This window comes from Rhodococcus quanlei (assembly GCF_055231015.1).
Genome location: NZ_JBUYWD010000008.1, coordinates 247,749 through 267,473, shown reverse-complemented (window position 1 = coordinate 267,473; position 19,725 = coordinate 247,749). Strand labels below are relative to the sequence as shown.

Sequence of the window (19,725 nt, the reverse complement as noted above, 5' to 3'; positions counted from 1 at the left end):
ACGCGTTCTATTGTCTTATCAGTTCTACCATGTCGGTTCATATTTGTACCGCACTCGTAGTTGTACCGCATCTCAGTCGCAAGGAGTTCTGTCATGAGGAGCACGGTGTGCTGACCGATCCATTTGCGGACGCCCTCGCCGAGGCCGAAATGCTGATCGAGAGCGCCCCGCACGTCCGAGACGAGAAGGACCTGCTCGAGGGCTATCAGTACCTCGCCGGCGGAATAGTGGCGACCACCCACGCAGCGTGGGCGACGCATCGGACCCACCCGTTCTTCATCACCGGCACCGGGCCCTTCACGAAGATGGGCCTCGACAACCCGGACACGCTGTATTTCGGAGCCCGTATCAACGACGACATCGAATACATCGTGAGCGGAACGCGCGGCAGCACAGTCGATCTGAGCTTCCAGGTGCTCAACGGTAACTACACCTCCGCAAACGTCCCCGGTAGCACCAATGCTTTCGACGACCGCGAGATCGACATCGCCGACGACGGCTCCTACGAGATCCGATTCGGCCCCGAGCCGGCGGAGGGGCGTCGTAACTACTTCACGTTGGCGCCCGGCGCCGCGCAGTTGGTGGTCCGCGAGGTGTACAGCGACTGGTCACAAAAGCGCGGAACCATTCGAATCGCCCGCGCCGACACGATTGGTAGCGCTCCGCCACCACTGACTCGCGACAGCGCCGAAAAGAACTACGCGCGTGCAGGCAAAGCGCTGGTATCTCGCGTGAAGACGTGGCTGCAGTTCCCGGAGTGGTTCTACTTGAAGCTTCCGGTCAACTCGATGACCGAACCTCGGTTGACGCCGGGCGGATTGGCCACTCAGTACTCGTCGGTCGGCCATTACGAGCTCGGACCTGACGAGGCCATGATCGTGACCGTTCCCAAATCCGATGCGCCCTACCAGGGTTTTCAGCTCGGCAGCATGTGGTATGTCTCGCTCGACTACATCAACCATCAGACGTCGTTGAACGCCGATCAGGCCCAGGAAGATCCCGACGGAATGATCCGGCTGGTGGTCAGCGACCGTAATCCGGGTGTCACCAATTGGATCGAAACGCTCGGTCACGATCGTGGCTACCTGCAGTTCCGGTGGCAACGAGTGTCTCGCGAGTTCACTCCGAAGGATGGACCGAGCGTGCAGATCGTGAGTTTCGCCGAGATACCGGACGCGCTCCCCCACTTCGACCACAACAAGATCACGCCCGAGGCGTTCGCGACACGAATCGCGCAGCGCCAAGCGGCGATCGCCGGCCGGATGCTGGGGTGAACGTCGTGAGCAATCTTCTACAGGACAAAGTGGTCGTCGTGTCCGGCGTCGGCCCCGGCCTGGGCCGCACGCTTGCCGTGCGCTGCGCGCAACAAGGTGCCGCCGTCGTCCTCGCCGCCCGGACTGCGTCTCGACTCGACGACGTCGCGAAAGAAATCATCGATTCCGGTGGGCAGGCCCTGACCGTTGCCACCGACATCACAGATCAAACGTCGGCGGAGGCGCTGGTGGCGGCCTCGCTCGACGGGTTCGGCCGCGTCGACGCCCTCGTGAACAACGCCTTCTCCATTCCCGCGATGAGGCCGTTGGCCCGTACCGACTTCGACCACATCCGGGACAGCATCGAGCTGACGGTACTGGGGGCGTTGCGTCTGACGCAGTTGTTCACTCCGGCGCTCACCGAATCGAAGGGCGCCGTGGTCAACATCAACTCGATGGTGATCCGGCACTCGCAGCAGCGATACGGCTCGTACAAGATCGCGAAGTCCGCGCTGCTGGCGGCTTCCCAGTCGCTCGCCAGCGAGTTGGGGCCGTACGGCATTCGCGTCAATTCCGTCGCTCCTGGCTACATCTGGGGGGAGACGTTGAAGCAGTACTTCGCGCATCAGGCCGAGAAGTACGGCATGAGCGTGGATCAGATCTACGAGCACACCGCTGCCGGAACGGATCTTCTGCGTCTCCCGGAAACGGAGGAAGTCGCAGACGCGGCCATCTTCCTCGCGTCATCGATGGCGAACGCGATCACCGGGCAGTGCCTCGACGTGAACTGCGGCGAATACCACCACTGACCAGCGCCACCACCGAAGAACGGAAGCTCATGAGCGAACGAACCACCGTCGGGACGATCGAAGACCTGCAAGCATCCGCGACCCGCATGACCGGGCTCGACGATTTCGGGGGCGACGACTACACCGAAGCACTCGGTGTCCTGCTCGAGTCGTACCGCAGCGACGAGTCCCTGACTCCGCTGGGGAGCAAGATGTCTCGGTTCTTCCTGCGTGGCGCACTCGTGGCGCGGCTGCTCAGCGAAGCCGCTTGGAAGCAGCACCCGGAGCATACCGACGTCGCGATCGAGCGGCCGATCTTCGTCACCGGTCTGCCTCGCACGGGTACCACGGCCCTCCATCGGCTTCTGACCGCCGACCCGTCGCATCAGGGATTGGAAATGTGGCTGACGGAGATGCCACAGCCACGACCTCCCCGCGAGACCTGGGAGGCCAACCCGGTGTATCAGAAGATCGAGGAGGGTTTCGGTCGTCATCACATCGAACACCCCGAATTCATGGGGGTGCACTACATGTCGGCGGGCGAGGTCGAGGAATGCTGGCAGCTGCTCCGTCAGACGTTCAAGTCGGTGTCGTACGAGTGCCTGGCCAACCTGCCGACGTATTCACACTGGCTCGAAGGCCAGGACTGGACCAATGCCTACGCCCGTCACAAGAAGAACCTGCAGTTGATCGGTCTGCCCGACCGAGAGAAACGGTGGGTGCTGAAGAATCCCAGCCACCTCTTCGCACTGGACGAACTGATGGCTGTGTACCCGGATGCGCTGATCATCCAGACTCACCGGCCACCCAGTACCATCGTCCCATCCGTCTGCAGCCTCGCGGAGCAGGCGACCGCAGGATGGTCGGAGAAGTTCCGCGGCGAGGTGATCGGCCGCAACCAACTCGACCTGTGGGCGCGGGGGCTCGAGCAGTTCACGCAAGCACGGTCAGGGTACGACCAGACGCAGTTCGTCGACGTGGACTATCACGACTTCGTCGCCGATCCGCTCGGTACCGTCGACGACATCTACTCGACGTTCGGACTCGAACTCGGCCCGTCGGCGTGGGCTGCGATGGAGGGCATGCACAACGAGAGTCGCAGTGGCTCACGCAAACCCGCGCACAAATACACCCTCGAAGAGTTCGGACTCACCGAAGGCCAGGTGAACGAACGGTTCTCGGGCTATCGCTTTCCCGCGGATGCGTAGCACCACCGGCGACGAATCTCCTGGTCAATTCGGGCTCCATTGCTGGAGTGGGCAGCGGCTCCGATTGCGCCAACGCGTGCAGCAACGGAAGTAGTGCTTCGGCAATTCGGTCGCCCACCCTCGCCGCGGCCTCCGCCTTCAACCCCACCGGATCCGGGATGTCCTCGTCGTCGATCGAGTAGCGGCCGCGGGCTCGCGCCAACCCGGCCACCGTCGTGGCTCTCGCTCGCGCGACCAGTGTGGACGCCTCACGCAAAGTGAAGACTCGGCTGGACGCGTCCGGCACCAGATCGGCTGCGTGATCGCGAATGCGTTCGGTCATACCGAGTACCAGGTCCGCATCGTCGATCATGTCCGGCCTAAGTCGTCGGGCTTTGAAGTGTGCCGCCGACGCCCCGAGTCCCTCGATCACGTTGGCGGCGACGGGTTCGATCGGGAAACCGACGAGCGCACGCACGCCCGCACTCTCAGCCGACAGGTCGGTTCGGTCGTTCTCGACTGCGAACGCCCTCGTCACACGTTCCGCGATCGGCGAGCGGCAGACGTTACCGCTACAGAGGAACAGGACGTGCATGCGGGCACAATAGCCAACCGATACGTCCAACTCCTCGTGCGACGCGATGCGCAATTCGCCGGCCGACAAGGGTTAACCAGCAGTCAATGCGGTGTTCTCTCGATAGCCCATTCCTGGTCGCCGCGCGGCGGAGGACAACCAGGTGACGCGATGTGTGCCACCGCTGCGAATCACACGGGGGATCTTCGTCACGTTTCCCGCCGCATGCGTTAGGTTCGCCATGTTCGCTTCCCTCACGACACGCGGAGTTCGATCCACATGAGCGCATGCATCTTCTGCTCGATAGCGACCGGTGACGGCGATGCCCACCGGGTATACGAGGACGAGACGGTAATTGCGTTCCTCGACATCAGACCTGTCACGCGCGGGCACACGCTGGTCATTCCCAAGCAGCACGCCACCGACCTGACCGAACTGTCCGCCGACTTGGGGGCACACATGTTTCAGGTCGGACATATCTTGAGTCGCGCGCTACGGCTCTCCGACCTCCACGCGGATGGTGCAAACCTCGTCGTGAACGACGGCAAGTCGGCCTTTCAGACTGTCGCCCACACGCACTTGCATGTGGTTCCGCGGCACAACGGAGACAAACTTCGCTTCGTGAAAGGGCTCCTCGTCCGCCGCTCGTCGGACCCGCAAGGTACTGCGGCGACCATCCGGGAGGCGCTCGCCCGTACGAGCCATGACGGCCAGTGAGTGGTCAGCCGAGTGCTGGGACTCTGCGCTGGGACTCGTCAACCACTCACGGGGGTGGCGGACGCACCGGGGCCGGCATGGGCGACGAAGATGTCGGGCGAGGGAAAACCATCGCGACCGACATCTCCCGAAACTGCGGCAGCGACTCGGTCGACGTCGTCCGATCGCACCAGTGCGATCACGCACCCGCCGAATCCGCCTCCTGTCATGCGTGCACCCAGCGCCCCGTGCCGAACTGCAGAGTCCGCAATGAGGTCGATGTGCGGCGTGGTGATCTCGAATTCATCGCGCATCGACACATGAGATTGCACCATCAGCTCGCCGACGAACCGAAAATCGTTTGCGGACAACGCTTCGGCGCAATCGAGGACTCGCCGGTTCTCGGTGAGGACATGGCGCGCCCGCCGACGGTCGGTGGTGTCGGATATGCACCCGAGTGTCTGCGTGACGTCCATGCCCTGAACTCCGCGCAGAGAATCGACTCCCAACTCGTGTGCACTTCGAGTGCATGATTCGCGCCGTAGCGCGTATTCTCCAGTCGAATGTTGGTGTGCAGCATTGGAATTGATTACGAGCAACGAGAGTTCGTGCGCGTCGAGGTCGAAATGGACGGCAGTTACTGCGGAGGTCTCGAAGTCGATGAGCAGTGCGCGATCGACTTCACCATTGAGCGAGGCGAGCTGATCCATCAGCCCGGTAGGCGCGCCGACGAAGTCGTTCTCACCGCGCTGAGCGATCTGCGCAACCTCCAAACGTGACAGACGCGTTCCGGTAGCAGCATTCATTGCGAGCAGCACAGCGCATTCCAGCGCTGCCGACGACGACAATCCTGCTCCGATCGGAACATCGCTGTCTATGGTCATCGTTCCTCCGACCACCGGATGCCCCGACTCTGCGAGCGCCCACACGGCTCCCGCCGGATAGGCCGACCACCCCGCGACATCACCGGGCGCCACTGCGAGACCGAAAGTCTGGCCGTCTCCCTCTTCACTGCTCAGCAAAGTGACGACGTCCGTACCGTTCGGCTCGAATCGCACCGTCGTCTGCTGGGTCAACGCTATGGGCATTGCGTAGCCCTGGTTGTAGTCGGTGTGTTCTCCGATGAGATTGATACGGCCGGGTGCACGCGCCACCACCGGGTTCATGATTCCGCCGGTCATGATGCGGCCGCTTTCAACCGCTCGGCCATCGCTTCGGGAGTGACGTCGGTGATGAACGCGTCCATCCCCGATTCCGATCCCGCAAGATACTTCAGTTTGGTTGCCGACCGCCGGACCGACATCAGCTCGATGTGGAAGTACCCGTGCTTCTGGATCGACGTGGTTCGGTACTGGTGCAGCGCCGAGATGTACGGCAGTGGGGTCGGATAGAGCCGGTCGAACCGTCCGAGTACGTCCAGGTAGATCGAGGTGAGGTCGTCGAGCTCACGCGCAGACAGCTCGACGAGATTGTGTACCTGACGATTCGGGTAGATATGCACCTCGACCGGCCACCGAGCTGCGAACGGCACGAAGGCTGTGAAGTTCACGTTCGAGGTGATCACGCGCACTCCGGCGGAGACCTCGTCGGCAAGAATTCGGGCGAACAGGTTCCGGCCCTCGTTTCTCTTCGCGAACGCTTCGGCCTGACGCAGCATCGATGTGGTGCGCGGCGTCAGATACGGGTATCCGTAGATCTGACCGTGCGGGTGCGAGAGCGTGACACCAATTTCCTCGCCGCGGTTCTCGAAGCAGAAAACCTGCTCGATTCCGTCCATCGCGAGCAGCGCCGCTGTCCGCTGACGCCACACGTCGACAACGAGACGAGCCTGATCATGACCCAGTTCCGCGAACGACGTCGAGTGGTCGCTGGAGAAACAGATCACCTCACACCGACCGATTCCCGGAGCGCTCATCTGATCGTCCGACGATGTCGGCGGCAAAGCGGGTGCACCTGTACCCGCACCGGACAGGCTTGGAAAGCGGTTCTCGAAGACGACAACGTCGTAGTCGGCCGCCGGTACTTCGCTCGAGTCCCCGTGCGGCGACGGACACAGTGGGCATCGGTCGGCCGGCGGCTTGTACGTCCGGTCCTGTCTGAGCGCGGCGATGGCCACCCAGTCACCGGTCGCTCTGTCGTACCGAACGTCCGAGCCTGTCGTCTCGGTCCTGACGGGCAACGGGCGGACGTCTTCGACCGGTTTCGGGGTGTTTCCCGGTAACGAGAAGAACCGAATCGACCGGCCATCGGCCAGCGTGCTCAGCACGGGTTCCGAGATGGTCATGCGACCTCCGCTTCGGCGATGAGAATGTTCCTGACGTGGGGGGCGAGTTCGGCTCGTGCGACGTCGTCCAGCCCGTCGTCGACCACCAGGGTGTCGATGGCAGACATGCGGGCGAAGATGTTGGTTCCCACCTCGCGATACTTGGTGTGGTCTGCAAGCACGAACAACCGTCCCCCGGTGGCGATGAGGCGACGGTTGGTATCGGCCTCTGCAATATTCGGGCTGGTCAATCCGGATTCGATGTCGAACCCGTGCACACCCTGGAACACGGCGTCGACACGAAACGTGTCGAGCGCGGCATTGGCGACGGGACCGACCAGGGCATCGGACGGAGTTCTCGAGCCGCCCGTCAAGTAGACCGTCGGGTCGGCCCCCGCGAAGCCAGGTCGACCGGACGGTCGTTCGGTGAGTTCTCGAAAGATCGAGATCGAATTGGTGACGACGGTGACCGACGACCGCCCGCGCAGGAGGCGTGCGAGTTCGAGGGTGGTCGTCCCAGCACTGAGTGCGATCGTCATTCCATCCTCGACCGCCTCCGCGGCAGCGCGCCCGATGGCCACCTTTTCCGCGTGTTGTCGAGCCGCCTTCGCCGTGGCCGGCAGCTCGACGCCGCGATTGCCGCGCGCGATTGCGCCACCGTGCACCTTTCGCAGGATCTCACGCTCGTCGAGGACGTCGAGGTCGCGGCGGATCGTCATCTCCGAAACGTTCAGGTGTTCGGCGAGTTCCACAACCCGAACCGCCCCGTCCCTGCGCAGCGCCTTCGTGATTCTGTCGTGCCGCTCCGCTGCGAGCATGTCCACCTAACCTCCGAGTTCCGGCTGATCCACGCCACGTTCGAACATTACCAAACATTCTAGAACATTATGGACGCATTCGGCGCTCTTGATTGTGCGAGTCTGTTACTTTACGTTCAACATCGCACATCTCAGTGCGGCTGCTCACTCAACCAGGGAGGTTGACGCGTGACGTCGAACCTTGCGGCGGAAGGCGTGTTGTCGTTCAACACGAATGCGCTGGACTACGTACTCATCGCCGTGTACTTCACGTTCGTTCTCGGCATCGGGTACGCGGCCCGCCGTCAGCTCTCCACGAGCCTCGACTTCTTTCTGTCTGGGCGTCGCCTCCCGGCGTGGGTCACCGGCATCGCCTTCGTGTCCGCCAATCTGGGCGCCGTGGAAATCATGGGCATGTCCGCGAACGGGGCGCAGCTCGGTTTGGCGACGATGCACTACTACTGGATCGGCGCCATTCCCGCCATGATCTTCCTCGGTATCGTCATGATGCCGTTCTACTACGGCTCCAAGGTGCGCAGCGTTCCCGAGTTCATGCGCAAACGGTTCGATTCCAGGGCGCACCTCGTCAACGCGATCAGCTTCGCAGTCGCACAGATCCTCATCGCGGGCGTCAACCTGTTCCTCCTCGCAACCGTGGTCAAAGTTCTTCTCGGATGGTCCCTCTGGGTGTCGCTGATCGTGGCCGCAGCGATCGTGCTGACCTACACGGTCCTCGGCGGTTTGTCGGCCGCCATCTACAACGAAGTACTGCAGTTCTTCGTGATCCTCGCAGCGCTGGTGCCCTTGACGGTCATCGGTCTCATCAAGGTCGGCGGATGGTCGGGACTGAAGGAGAAGGTCGTCCCCACCAAGACCGACGGCACGGTGACGGCTTCGACCTCCGAACAGCTCACCTCGTGGCCGGGCCAGGCCTTGAGTGGTTTCGACTCCCCCATCCTGTCCATCGTCGGTATCGTGTTCGGCCTCGGTTTCGTTCTGTCGTTCGGATACTGGACCACCAACTTCGTCGAGGTACAGCGAGCCATGGCATCGAATTCGATGTCCGCCGCCCGCCGTACCCCGATCATCGGTGCGATCCCGAAAATGCTCGTCCCGTTCGTCGTGGTGGTTCCCGGCATGATCGCGGCCGCAGCGATCGGCGACATGATCAACCTGAAGCAGAACGGGACCGGCGAGATCACCTACAACGACGCCATGCTCCTGATGATGCGCGACATCTTGCCGAACGGACTCCTCGGCGTCGCGGTCGCCGGTCTCATGGCGGCGTTCATGGCAGGTATGGCCGCCAACATTTCGGCATTCAACACCGTCTTCAGTTACGACTTGTGGCAGCAGTACGTCGTGAAGGATCGCGAGGACAGCTACTACATCACCGTCGGGCGCGTCGCGACGGTGACTGCCACCGTACTCGCCATCTTCACCGCGCTGATCGCATCGGGGTACTCCAACCTGATGGATTATCTCCAGACGCTGTTCGGGTTCTTCAATGCACCACTGTTCGCCACGTTCATTCTGGGTATGTTCTGGAAGCGCATGACCCCTGCCGCAGGCTGGATGGGTCTCGTCGCAGGTACCGCATCCGCAGTGTTCGTGTTCGTGTTGTCGGAGGTCGGGGTGTACTCCCTGCCTGGTCAGGGGGTGCCGTTCGTTGCGGCCTCGGCCGCCTTCGTCGTGGACATCGTGGTGAGCGTCGTCGTCAGCCTGGTCACGCGACCCAAACCTGCGGCGGAACTCGTCGGATTCGTCTACTCCGAGACACCTCGCGAGCAGTTCGTCGACCCGGAAGACGCAACCAACCCCTGGTACAAGCGCCCTGTTCCGTTGGCGGGCTTCACACTCGGGCTCGTGGTCGTTCTCAACGTCATTTTTCACTGACCGCGAAGCGTCACAGGTTCACTGACCGCGAAGGAAGGATACGACAATGACCACCGCCGACAAGAAGTCGACCATTGCAGCTCGGCTGTTCGACATCCGCAGCATCATCGCCGCTCTGCTGGGCATCTACGGCATCCTGCTCACCCTTGCAGGATTGTTCCCCTCGGTATTCGGCGGACGCACCCAGTCGTCGCCGTCGAACAACGTCGTGGACATGAGCGTGGGCACCATCGCAAATCTGTGGGTGGGTGTGATCATGCTGGGGATCGCCCTCGGGTTTGCGGCGTGGGCCTTGGCACGCCCGCAAGTGATCGGCGAATAGCCGGTAACAGGGCGGGCTCAGCGCCCCTATGACCGCCGGGGCCACCCGTCTCGCATCCGGTCCGAGGATCCGCGACACGGCCCCACCGTGGCGATGTCCCCGAAACGGTCGTGGGATGATCGGCACATGGCATCGTCACCGCTCCCACTGGACCCGATCGAAGAGGCCCACAGACAGTGGACGACGCATGGTTGGGGTGCTGTTGCCGACGGTATGGCCGCCGTCACGTCGGTGATGCGTGCGCAGCAGATCTACATGGCCCGGGTGGAAGAGGTGCTCAAACCCGTCGGGCTCACGTTCGCGCGTTACGAGTTGCTGACCTTGCTGACGTTCACCCGGACCGGTGCGCTCCCCATGGCGAAGGCGAGCGCCCGCCTTCAGGTTCATCCGACGAGTGTGACCAACGCGGTCGACAGGCTCGAGGCCGCATCGTTGGTGAAGCGAGTGCCGCATCCCAGTGATCGCCGGACCACCCTCATCGAGATCACGGAGGCAGGGCGCACGCTCGCAACCTCTTCGACCGAGCTTCTCAACGAGCAGGTGTTCGCACAGCCCGGGCTCGTGGAAGGCGACATCGAACAACTGGTGAAGATCTTGGCGCAGCTGCGGCGCACCGCCGGCGATTTCGACACCGGCGATGCGCCGACCAAATGGTGACCGTGCGCGGCTGTCAGCGGTGTTTGAAGTCCGGTGTCCGCTTCTCGACGAACGCCGCCATCCCCTCGCTCTGGTCCTCGGTGGCGAATGCGGAGTGGAACACTCTCCGTTCGAAGCGAATACCCTCGTCGAGGGTGGTCTCGAACGACCGGTTGACCGCTTCCTTCGCCATCATCGCAATCGGCATGGACATCTCGGCGATGGTGGTGGCCGTCTTCAGCGCATCGTCGAGCAGGTCGGCGGCGGGCACGACCCGTGACACCAGACCGGCACGCTCCGCCTCGTCCGCATCCATGTTGCGGCCCGTCAGGCACATTTCCATGGCCTTCGCCTTACCCACGGCACGGGTGAGCCGCTGCGAGCCACCGATACCGGGGATGACACCGAGTTTGATCTCGGGCTGACCGAACTTCGCGGTATCTGCCGCAAGCAGGACGTCGCAGAGCATCGCCAGCTCGCAACCACCACCCAGTGCGTAACCGGCAACCGCCGCGATCGTGGGCTTGCGCGCCTGCGCGAGTCGATCCCAGGCCGCGAAGAAGTCGCTCAGGTACATCTCCATGTACGTCTTGGGCTGCATCTCCTTGATGTCCGCACCGGCGGCGAACGCGCGCTCCGAGCCGGTTACGAGGATCGCGCCGATTCCGTCGTCGGCCTCGAGTTCGTCGACAGCGGACACGACCTCGCGCATCAGTTCCGAGTTCAGCGCGTTGAGCGCCTTCGGCCGGTTCAGCGTGATGACGCCGACGCGCCCCTTACGCTCTAGCAGGATGGTGTCGAACTCGCTCACTTGTCTCCCTCACTGGACTTCTTCTCGGAACGGCTGCGGATGTCCTCGATTATCGCGGAGAAATCCTGACCTCCAGCCCCTGCCTCGTTGAACTTGCCGTACAGCTCCGCAGCACGCAATCCCAGATCGGCGTCGACACTGTTGGCACGCAGGGCGTTGGTGGCCAGGCCGAGGTCCTTGTCCATGAGTGCGACTGCGAATCCTGGCTGATAATCACGGTTCGCAGGGCTGGTGGGCACCGGTCCGGGGACGGGGCAGTTGGTGGTCAGTGCCCAGCATTGCCCGGATGCGTTGGACGCGACGTCGAACAGGGCCTGGTTGCTCAGGCCGAGCTTCTCTCCCAGCACGAATGCCTCGCTGACGGCAATCATCGAGACCCCGAGGATCATGTTGTTGCAGATCTTCGCGGCCTGACCGACTCCCGAATCACCACAATGAACAACCTTGCGGCCCATCACGTCCAACAGTGGTTTCGCCGCTTCGAAGTCGTCCGCGGATCCGCCGACCATGAACGCGAGCGTGCCCGCAGTGGCGCCTACGACGCCGCCCGACACGGGCGCGTCCACGGCTCTGTGCCCGGCTTCGGTGGCACGCTTGTGTGCCTCGCGCGCATCGTCGACGTCGATGGTCGAACTGTCGATGAACAACGTTCCGGCCTTGGCTGTGGGAAGAATCTCGTCGTACAGCCCGAGGACGTGCTTGCCGCTCGGCAGCATCGTCACCACCACGTCGGCACCGGCGACCGCAGCTACTGCCGAATCAGCAATGATCAGACCATCTTCGGTGGCCTGTTCCAGAGCCGCGGGCACCAGGTCGAATCCGGTCACCGACAGTCCGGAGGCGACGAGATTCGCTGCCATCGGACCGCCCATGTGTCCGAGACCGAGAAACGCAACTTTCGTACTCATGATCATCCTTCCTGAGCGTCGCCGACCTGCGCCGCGTATGTCTGTGCCAGTCCTAGCTCACGATCCCCGAGCGGTGCGAAATACAGGTTCACCTGTTCGGAATCGACGTCCGACAACTGGGCCGGGGACCACTTCGGGTTGCGGTCCTTCTCGACCACCTGAGCGCGAATGCCCTCCACGAGATCATGTGAGCGAAGCGACGCCGTGGATACCCGGAACTCCTGGTCCAGCACTGCCTCGAGGCTGTCGAGTTCGCGCGCCTGGCGCAGCGCCCGCAAAGTGACCGTGACGGCTGTCGGCGACTTGGCGAGAATCTGCTCGGCAGCCTTCTCGGCCTCCGCGACGCCGCTGCTGCGCAACCGCGAGACGATCTGGGGAACCGTTTCGGCCGAGTACGCCGCGTCGATCCAACTCTGCTGCGCCGTCAACTCCGACACGGGCGCGGGCTCCGCGAACGCCGCCAGTGCATCGCCCACGGAAGAAATCGTCACTGTCTCCACGAACTCGTCGAGCTTGTCCGACGGTACGAAGTGGTCTGCGAACCCGCAGGCGATCGCATCGCCGGCACTGAGCCGTGCCGTCGTCAGCGCGATGTGCGTTCCCAGTTCGCCGGGTGCTCGGGAAAGCAGATGCGTACCGCCGACGTCCGGGACGAACCCGATCCCGGTTTCGGGCATACCGACCATCGAACGCTCCGTGACGATTCGGACACTGCCGTGCGCCGAGACACCGACGCCGCCGCCCATCACGATGCCGTCCATCAACGCTATGTACGGCTTGCCGTAGTTGGCGATGGCCGCGTTGAGGATGTACTCGTCACGCCAGAAGTCGAGCGAGCCGGTGCCGCCGTCCTTCGCGTCGTTGTAGATCGACACGATATCCCCGCCGGCACACAGGCCGCGCTCGCCGGCCCCGGCCAAAACGACGGCACCGACCTCGCTGTCGTTCGACCATTCCAGGAGGGCCGCGGCGATCTTTTGCACCATCGCATGATTGAGTGCATTGATCGATTTCGGCCGATTGAGTGTGATCCGGCCGAGGCCGTCACGCTTCTCGATCAGAACCTCGGGCTCGATACCGGTCATGCCGCTCCTTTTCCGCTGGCGCTCTTCGCCGCCGACACCACGCTGCGGGCAATCACCACGCGCATGATCTCGTTGCTACCTTCGAGGATCTGGTGCACACGCAGATCCCGGACGATCTTTTCGATCCCGTACTCGGCAAGATAACCGTATCCGCCGTGCATTTGCAGCGCCTTGTTCGCGACGTCGAAGCCCGCGTCGGTTCCGAACCGTTTCGCCATGGCGCACAGTTCCACGACATCGGGGGCACTGTCTTCCAGCGCAGCGGCCGCTCGCCACAACAACGTGCGCGCCGCCTCGAGTTCGGTTCTCATGTCGGCGAGTTGAAACTGGAGGGCCTGCGACTCGATCAGGGCAGCCCCAAACGCTTTGCGATCCACCAGATACGCGGCTGCCTGGTCGAGAGCAGATTGGGCCCCACCCACGGAGCAGGCGGCGATATTGAGTCGCCCACCGTTGAGTCCGGACATGGCGATCCGGAATCCGCCGCCCAGTTCACCGAGCAGGTTCGCGGCGGGTACCCGGACCTCCTCGAAGATCACCTGACGGGTGGGTTGTGCGTTCCACCCCATCTTGTCCTCGTTTGCGCCGAAGGACAGGCCCGGCGAATCCTTGGGCACGATGAACGCCGAGATCCCTTTGGGACCAGGATCGCCGGTCCGCGCCATGACGACATACACGTCGGAGGTACCCGCACCGGAGATGAATTGCTTCACCCCATTGAGCACGTAGTGGTCACCGTCTGCGACGGCCTTGGTACTCAGAGCCGAGGCGTCGCTGCCGGCGCCGGGTTCGGTGAGGCAGTAACTGCCCAGCTGATCCATCGAGCACAAGCCCGGAACCCACGTGTGTCGTTGCTCGTCGTTGCCGAATCTGTCGATCATCCACGTCACCATGTTGTGGATCGAGATATAGGCGGCGATCGACGGGTCGCCTTTCGCGAGCTCTTCGAAGATTCGGGCGGCATCGACACGTGTCAGGCCGGAGCCACCTACATCTTCGCGGATGTAGATTCCACCCATTCCGGTCGACGCCGCCTTGCGCAGGACGTCGACCGGAAAGTGTTTGCTCCGATCCCATTCGACAGCGTTGGGCGCGAGATGCTCGGCCGCGAAATCACGGGCGGTGTCGCGTATCGCCCGCTCGTCGTCGGTCAAGGTGAACATGCGAGTTCCGATCAGTTCATTGTCGGGATGACGAAGTGGTCGGCCTGTTCCTTGGTGCCGGAGGGCCAGCGCTGCGTGACGGTCTTGGTCTTGGTGTAGAACCGGAACGAATCCGGTCCGTGCTGGTTGAGGTCACCGAATCCGGAACGCTTCCAGCCACCGAACGTGTGGTACGCGATCGGCACCGGAATCGGTACGTTGACGCCGACCATGCCGACGTTGACGCGGTTGGTGAAGTCTCGTGCCGTGTCACCGTCGCGGGTGAAGATCGCGACACCGTTGCCGTATTCGTGGTCCGACGGAAGTCGCAGCGCTTCCTCGTAGTCGGCGGCGCGGGCCACGAGCAGCACCGGGCCGAAGATCTCTTCCTTGTAGACCCGCATCTCCGGTGTGACCTTGTCGAACAGTGTTGCGCCGGAGAAGAAGCCGTCCTCGTGACCCTCGAGCGTGAATCCGCGACCGTCCACCACGGCCTCCGCGCCCTCGTCGATGCCGATCTGGATGTACTCGTCGACACGATCGGCGGCAGCCTTGCTGACCAGCGGCCCGAAGTCGACACCCTCGTCGTCGCTGCGGCCGATCTTCAGTTCGCCGACACGCTCCTTGAGCTTGGCGACCAGAGCGTCCGCTGTTTCCTGACCGACGGGCACGGCGACGGAGATGGCCATGCAACGTTCACCGGCCGAACCGTAACCTGCGCCGATGAGGGCATCTGCAACCTCGTCCAGATCTGCATCCGGCATGACGATGGCATGATTCTTCGCGCCGCCGAAGCACTGGGCACGCTTGCCGTTGGCTGCCGCGGTCTCGTAGATGTACTGCGCAATCGGGGTGGAACCGACGAATCCGACGGCCTTGACGCGCTCGTCGGTGAGCAGCACGTCGACTACTTCCTTGTCACCGTTGACGACGTTGAAGACACCGGCGGGCAGACCTGCTTCGAGGAACAGTTCCGCGAGCCGCAGCGGCACCGACGGGTCGCGTTCGGACGGCTTGAGGATGAACGAGTTGCCCGCGGCGAGGGCGGGCCCTGCCTTCCACAGCGGAATCATGGCAGGAAAGTTGAACGGGGTGATCCCGGCAACCACTCCGAGTGGTTGACGCATCGAGTACACATCGATGCCGGTACCGGCGGACTCGGTGTACTCACCCTTGAGGAGGTGCGGAGCACCCACTGCGAACTCGATGACATCGAGGCCGCGCAGGATATCGCCCTTCGCGTCCGGGATCGTCTTGCCGTGCTCGGACGAGAGCAACCGCGCGAGCGGTTCCATCTCGTCATGCACCAACTGAATGAACTTCATGAGCACGCGGGCACGCTTCTGCGGATTGAACGCTGCCCACTCCCGCTGCGCCTCGGCGGCGTTGGCGATGACGGCTTCGGTCTCGGCCTTGTCGGCGAGCGGAACACGCGCCTGGACTTGACCGGTGTTCGGGTCGAAGACGTCGGCGAATCGATCGGAAGCACCGGGAACCTGCTTGCCGCCGATGAAATGGGAGATCTCTCGAACCATGATGCAACCCGTCCTTGCTCGATGATTGTGGGCCGCCGCGGCGTGACCTCAGAGGTGTCACGCCGGCGACTACTTCTATCGCCCATCCTATAGTCGGATGTCCATGTATGTCTAGAGCTGCATCGATACGTCCAGCTCAGGGGTTCGTCTCGTCAGAGAAGTCGCCCGTACAGTCCCTTCAACTCACGGATCGCGTCCTCGAGTTCGTACTCGCCGTCGCTCATGGAGCGGAAGGCCCGCCGCAGCAGCCCTGGGTCCAGGTCGCCCGGAGCCGCTCGCACCTCCGGGCGCGGCAACGAGGGCAACCGGGTGCCGTCACCGAACCAGTCGGCCCAGTCGAGGTTCATCGGGTCGCCGAGTGTTCCTTCCGGGTCGGCGACACTCTCGATCAGCGCGTCGAGGTCCACACCTCGCAGCGCGAGTATCTGCAGCGGGTCCTCGTCGATGCGCTCGGCAGTCAGATAGGCGAGCGCTGCCGCATGCTTGCACGGCCACCCCACGTCGGGGCACGTGCAATCGAACTGCAGATCGGACGGACCCGACGGCAGGAGTACCGGCCCGAGGAACTGTGGCACCTTGCCGCCTGCCAGCGTGGACAGACTGCCCGGCGCTTTCCGCACCTGCGCCGTGAGCGCAGCGATCCGGTTCTCGTCCAGCGTGGGGACGAGGACGGTCGCCGTGAACGGCTGAATCTGACTGCCCTGTACTTCCCCTGCCACCACACCGGCGTCGATCTCGAGTGACAGCACCTGACCCGACCTGGCGTAACTGCGGCCGCGCGCCATCCTGCCCTTGTCCGCGATCAGGTCGATGATGGCGACGAACTCGCGCCCCCACCAACTCCTACCGAACCCGCCGCGCCGCGACTGCGCAGCCAATCCACCCTTCACCGGTCGCCGCTTTCCGAACTGCTCGAAGTACGGACCGGGTTCGCTCGCGTTCATTCGCCGACCGCCTCGTCACCGAGTCGCAGCAGGTCACTCAACTGCTCGGCGCTCATCTCGGTCACCCAGTTCTCCCCGGTTCCGACCGCCAGATCCGCCAGTTCCTGCTTGGTGGCGATCATCAGGTCGATCTTCTCCTCCAGGGTGCCCACGCACACGAGTTTGCGCACCTGGACATCGCGTCGCTGACCGATCCGGAAAGCCCGGTCCGTCGCCTGATTCTCGACGGCTGGATTCCACCAGCGGTCCATGTGCACCACATGATTCGCCGCAGTCAGGTTCAGGCCCGTGCCACCCGCCTTGAGGGACAGCACCATCACCGGCGGACCGTCCGGAGACTGGAACTGCTCCACCATCGCATCACGACCACTCTTGGGCACCCCTCCGTGAAGGAAGGGAACCCCTGTGTCGAAACGCTCCTCGAGGAACGGCACGAGCAGGTCACCGAACTCGCGAAACTGCGTGAACAACAGCACTTTCTCACCCTCGGCAATCACAGAATCGACGATGTCCTCGATCAAGCCCAGTTTCCCCGAACGGTGCCGGCCACGCCTGAGCACCGTGGAACCGTCGTGCAGAAAGTGGGCGGGGTGATTGCACACCTGCTTGAGCTTGGTCAGCGCCGCCAACACCGCACCCTTACGTTTGATGCCCTTCTTGTCCTTGATCTGCGCGAGCATGTCGTCGACCACCGCCCGATACAGCGCGGCCTGTTCCGCGGTGAGATTGGCACGCACCGTCATCTCGAACTTGTCGGGCAGGTCGGAAATCACCGCCGGGTCCGTCTTCACTCGCCTGAGCACGAACGGGGACGTGATGGCCCGCAGGCGTGCAACTGCGGTCTCGTCCTTGTCCCGTTCGATCGGCACGACGAATCGCTTGCGGAACATCGACTCCGAGCCCAGCATGCCCCGATTCGCGAAGTCGAGGATGGAACGCAGCTCGTCGAGCCGGTTCTCGACGGGAGTACCGGTCAGCGCGATCCGATGATCTGCAGTGATGCTTCGTGCAGCTCTGGCCTGAGAAGTCTTGGGATTCTTGATGTGTTGCGCCTCGTCGAGGACGATCCGCCGCCACGCCTGTTCCTTCAGGTGGGCAAGATCGCGGGCGAGAAGCGCATAGGTGGTGATGACCAGGTCACTACCGGCCACCGCTTCCCCGAACGCTGCCCCACTCGTTCGGCCGGAGCCGTGGTGCACCAGCACACGCAGGCCCGGCACGAAACGTGCCGCCTCACGCTGCCAGTTGCCGACGACCGACATCGGGCACACGATCAGGGTCGGATCGTCCGATCGTTCGTGTGCGAGGAGCGCCAGCAGTTGGACGGTCTTGCCCAGGCCCATGTCGTCGGCGAGGACGGCGCCGAGGCCGGCCGCACTCATGAACGCCAACCAGTCCAGTCCGCGCTCCTGATACGGCCGCAACGTGGCAGTCAAACCCTCGGGAACACCGATCTTTTCGGGTCGGGTGTTCTCGTCGACCAGTGCCCTGACCCAGCCGCTGGCCTCGATGTCCTCGACCGGAAGGTCCCGTAAGTCGTCGTCGATCAGCTCCTGCAGCAGATCGAGGATGCTCCGCTCTCCCCCGGAGCTTCGTTGCGACACGTATCGAGCAGCCCGCGACAGCATGTCCGGGTCGGCACGCACCCACTCACCGCGGAGCCGAACGAGACCACTCTTCGCGTTGACGAGCCGGGCCATCTCGTCGGCGGTGAGGACCTCGTCGCCGAGTGCCAGCTCCCACTCGTACTCGAGGAGTTGATCTTTGCCGACGGCGCGGTCCTCCGCGGAAATCGGCGATCCCGGCGCCGACACCTTCAGTCGCATCGATGGCGCCGCCTTCTTCCACGCGCGGGGCAGAAGCAGCCCGATGCCCTTCTCCTGCAGGGCGCCCGCACCGTGGGTCACGAGGTCGATCACCACCGCTGTCGGCAACAGCAGGTCGAGGCTGTCGGGCGCACTGGGCACATCTTCGAGCCGGGGGTATGCCGCGACGGCCTCGGTGAGCTTCCGAACCCCCAACTGCAGGCGAATTCGGTCGGTGCGGTGCAGTGGAACGGGTTCGGGTGCCTCCCCCTCCGCCCTCAGACATACCTGCAACCGCCACAAAGCCTCGTCCGGGTCGTCGCCGGATTCGTCAGTCCCCTCGGGTTCGAGCAACCGCAACACCAGTTCGGGCTCGTCCATCTTAAGACTCTCGCGCCACCGGTCGAGATCGCCGGCAAGCTTCGGCGTACCGCCGATGAACGGCTCGCCCCGCACCAGTGCCGCGAGCATCGGATCGTTCGGATCATGTACGTCGAGACGCCTGCGCACGATGGGATCGGTGAGTTCGGCGAGCATGTCGTCCAGCACGGCACGTGGTCCGTCGCCGTATCGCTGGACCGACGGCATCCCCATGGACAGCTCCGTACGCCAGGCCCGCTGTTGCTCACCTCCGACGAGCCGCCACCGCGGCCACCATTCGCCGTCCGCCCGCTTCACCTCGGGGACCACACGACCGGCACCGGCCCAGCGGTCGATCCCCTGTGCGATGTGCGCGAGATACCTCAGGTCACCGCAGACGCGGGAGTCACGCCCGGGCAGGGTCAGCAACAGCTCCGCCGCATCGGGCGGCGCCAACGCGACGGCAGGCCACTCGATCAGGTCGACTCCGGACGGCGCGGGCATCGGCACCGTTACCCGATGACGGAACTTCCGCCGCAGGGTGCGGTCGACGACGTTGCCTTCGTCTCCGTGTTCTGATTCGAGCCTGTCCGGTTCGGGGCCTCGCCCCTCGGCGCCGTGTGTCCACAGCAGCAGTCCCGAACCCGGGGTCCACAAGCCGTGCAGCATGCCCCCATCCAATCAGGTAGCGCAGACAGAAATACAACTTGACCACCCTCTGCC

Annotated in this window: 19 protein-coding genes; 7 read left to right on the top strand and 12 right to left on the bottom strand. The window is 63.5% G+C overall.

The window, feature by feature from the left end; translation table 11 throughout:
- Nucleotides 1–107 precede the first annotated feature (107 nt).
- The 3 genes from ACZI8Q_RS07180 to ACZI8Q_RS07170 are packed head-to-tail and all read left to right on the top strand — an operon-like array spanning nt 108 to nt 3,249.
- Nucleotides 108–1,274: a hypothetical protein gene (locus ACZI8Q_RS07180; RefSeq protein WP_463372810.1), complete on the top strand. Its 1,167-nt coding sequence runs from the start codon at nt 108–110 to the stop codon at nt 1,272–1,274.
- Between the two features lie 5 nt (nt 1,275–1,279).
- Nucleotides 1,280–2,062 (top strand): SDR family oxidoreductase, encoded by a 783-nt coding sequence (locus ACZI8Q_RS07175; protein ID WP_463372809.1) that lies wholly within the window; start codon nt 1,280–1,282, stop codon nt 2,060–2,062.
- 29 nt (nt 2,063–2,091) lie between these two features.
- On the top strand, nt 2,092–3,249 hold the full coding sequence (locus ACZI8Q_RS07170) for a sulfotransferase family protein (protein ID WP_463372808.1): 1,158 nt from the start codon (nt 2,092–2,094) through the stop codon (nt 3,247–3,249).
- Here the strand turns inward: ACZI8Q_RS07170 and ACZI8Q_RS07165 are convergent.
- Together ACZI8Q_RS07165 and ACZI8Q_RS07160 are read right to left on the bottom strand one after the other, a co-directional pair.
- A complete protein-coding gene (locus ACZI8Q_RS07165) occupies nt 3,191–3,823 on the bottom strand; it encodes an arsenate reductase/protein-tyrosine-phosphatase family protein (RefSeq protein ID WP_463372807.1) in 633 nt (210 codons plus the stop codon). The genes ACZI8Q_RS07170 and ACZI8Q_RS07165 overlap by 59 nt on opposite strands.
- Nucleotides 3,824–3,895: 72 nt before the next feature.
- Nucleotides 3,896–4,045 carry a hypothetical protein gene (locus ACZI8Q_RS07160; RefSeq protein ID WP_463372806.1) on the bottom strand — a complete coding sequence of 50 codons (150 nt, stop codon included), beginning with the start codon at nt 4,043–4,045 and terminating at the stop codon, nt 3,896–3,898.
- 36 nt (nt 4,046–4,081) lie between these two features.
- On the opposite strand from ACZI8Q_RS07160, the gene ACZI8Q_RS07155 reads away from it, so the two are divergent.
- The gene (locus tag ACZI8Q_RS07155) at nt 4,082–4,519 is read left to right on the top strand and encodes an HIT family protein (protein WP_463372805.1); all 438 of its coding nucleotides are present in this window, start codon (nt 4,082–4,084) and stop codon (nt 4,517–4,519) included.
- Between the two features lie 38 nt (nt 4,520–4,557).
- Here the strand turns inward: ACZI8Q_RS07155 and galK are convergent, their stop codons facing one another.
- Genes galK through ACZI8Q_RS07140 form a run of 3 tightly spaced genes read right to left on the bottom strand, consistent with a single transcriptional unit; the run spans nt 4,558 to nt 7,579 of the window.
- The gene (gene galK / locus ACZI8Q_RS07150; RefSeq protein ID WP_463372804.1) at nt 4,558–5,679 is read right to left on the bottom strand and encodes a galactokinase; all 1,122 of its coding nucleotides are present in this window, start codon (nt 5,677–5,679) and stop codon (nt 4,558–4,560) included.
- On the bottom strand, nt 5,676–6,782 hold the full coding sequence (galT, locus tag ACZI8Q_RS07145; protein ID WP_463372803.1) for a galactose-1-phosphate uridylyltransferase: 1,107 nt from the start codon (nt 6,780–6,782) through the stop codon (nt 5,676–5,678). The genes galK and galT overlap by 4 nt, the downstream gene beginning before the upstream one ends.
- Entirely contained in the window at nt 6,779–7,579 is an 801-nt protein-coding gene (locus ACZI8Q_RS07140) for a DeoR/GlpR family DNA-binding transcription regulator (protein ID WP_463372855.1), read from the bottom strand. Before ACZI8Q_RS07140 ends, galT begins: the two co-directional genes overlap by 4 nt.
- Before the next feature lie 168 nt (nt 7,580–7,747).
- On the opposite strand from ACZI8Q_RS07140, the gene ACZI8Q_RS07135 reads away from it, so the two are divergent.
- The 3 genes from ACZI8Q_RS07135 (at nt 7,748) to ACZI8Q_RS07125 (ending at nt 10,433) form a co-directional block, all read left to right on the top strand.
- Complete coding sequence (locus ACZI8Q_RS07135; RefSeq protein ID WP_463372802.1) at nt 7,748–9,454, top strand: sodium:solute symporter family protein; 1,707 nt, start codon at nt 7,748–7,750, stop codon at nt 9,452–9,454.
- 46 nt (nt 9,455–9,500) lie between these two features.
- On the top strand, nt 9,501–9,776 hold the full coding sequence (locus ACZI8Q_RS07130) for a hypothetical protein (RefSeq protein WP_463372801.1): 276 nt from the start codon (nt 9,501–9,503) through the stop codon (nt 9,774–9,776).
- A gap of 126 nt (nt 9,777–9,902) precedes the next feature.
- On the top strand, nt 9,903–10,433 hold the full coding sequence (locus ACZI8Q_RS07125; protein ID WP_463372800.1) for a MarR family winged helix-turn-helix transcriptional regulator: 531 nt from the start codon (nt 9,903–9,905) through the stop codon (nt 10,431–10,433).
- A 13-nt stretch (nt 10,434–10,446) separates the two neighbouring features.
- Here the strand turns inward: ACZI8Q_RS07125 and ACZI8Q_RS07120 are convergent, their stop codons facing one another.
- The 7 genes from ACZI8Q_RS07120 to ACZI8Q_RS07090 form a co-directional block, all read right to left on the bottom strand.
- A complete protein-coding gene (locus ACZI8Q_RS07120; protein WP_463372799.1) occupies nt 10,447–11,223 on the bottom strand; it encodes an enoyl-CoA hydratase in 777 nt (258 codons plus the stop codon).
- Nucleotides 11,220–12,131 (bottom strand): 3-hydroxyisobutyrate dehydrogenase, encoded by a 912-nt coding sequence (gene mmsB, locus ACZI8Q_RS07115; protein WP_463372798.1) that lies wholly within the window; start codon nt 12,129–12,131, stop codon nt 11,220–11,222. Before mmsB ends, ACZI8Q_RS07120 begins: the two co-directional genes overlap by 4 nt.
- 2 nt (nt 12,132–12,133) lie before the next feature.
- On the bottom strand, nt 12,134–13,216 hold the full coding sequence (locus tag ACZI8Q_RS07110; RefSeq protein ID WP_463372797.1) for an enoyl-CoA hydratase/isomerase family protein: 1,083 nt from the start codon (nt 13,214–13,216) through the stop codon (nt 12,134–12,136).
- Nucleotides 13,213–14,379, bottom strand: a complete 1,167-nt coding sequence (locus ACZI8Q_RS07105) for an isobutyryl-CoA dehydrogenase (RefSeq protein WP_463372796.1) — start codon at nt 14,377–14,379, stop codon at nt 13,213–13,215. Before ACZI8Q_RS07105 ends, ACZI8Q_RS07110 begins: the two co-directional genes overlap by 4 nt.
- An 11-nt stretch (nt 14,380–14,390) precedes the next feature.
- Entirely contained in the window at nt 14,391–15,893 is a 1,503-nt protein-coding gene (locus tag ACZI8Q_RS07100; protein WP_463372795.1) for a CoA-acylating methylmalonate-semialdehyde dehydrogenase, read from the bottom strand.
- Nucleotides 15,894–16,045: 152 nt separating this feature from the next.
- Nucleotides 16,046–16,837, bottom strand: a complete 792-nt coding sequence (locus tag ACZI8Q_RS07095; RefSeq protein ID WP_463372794.1) for an SWIM zinc finger family protein — start codon at nt 16,835–16,837, stop codon at nt 16,046–16,048.
- Nucleotides 16,834–19,671, bottom strand: a complete 2,838-nt coding sequence (locus ACZI8Q_RS07090) for a DEAD/DEAH box helicase (RefSeq protein ID WP_463372793.1) — start codon at nt 19,669–19,671, stop codon at nt 16,834–16,836. Before ACZI8Q_RS07090 ends, ACZI8Q_RS07095 begins: the two co-directional genes overlap by 4 nt.
- Nucleotides 19,672–19,725 lie beyond the last annotated feature (54 nt).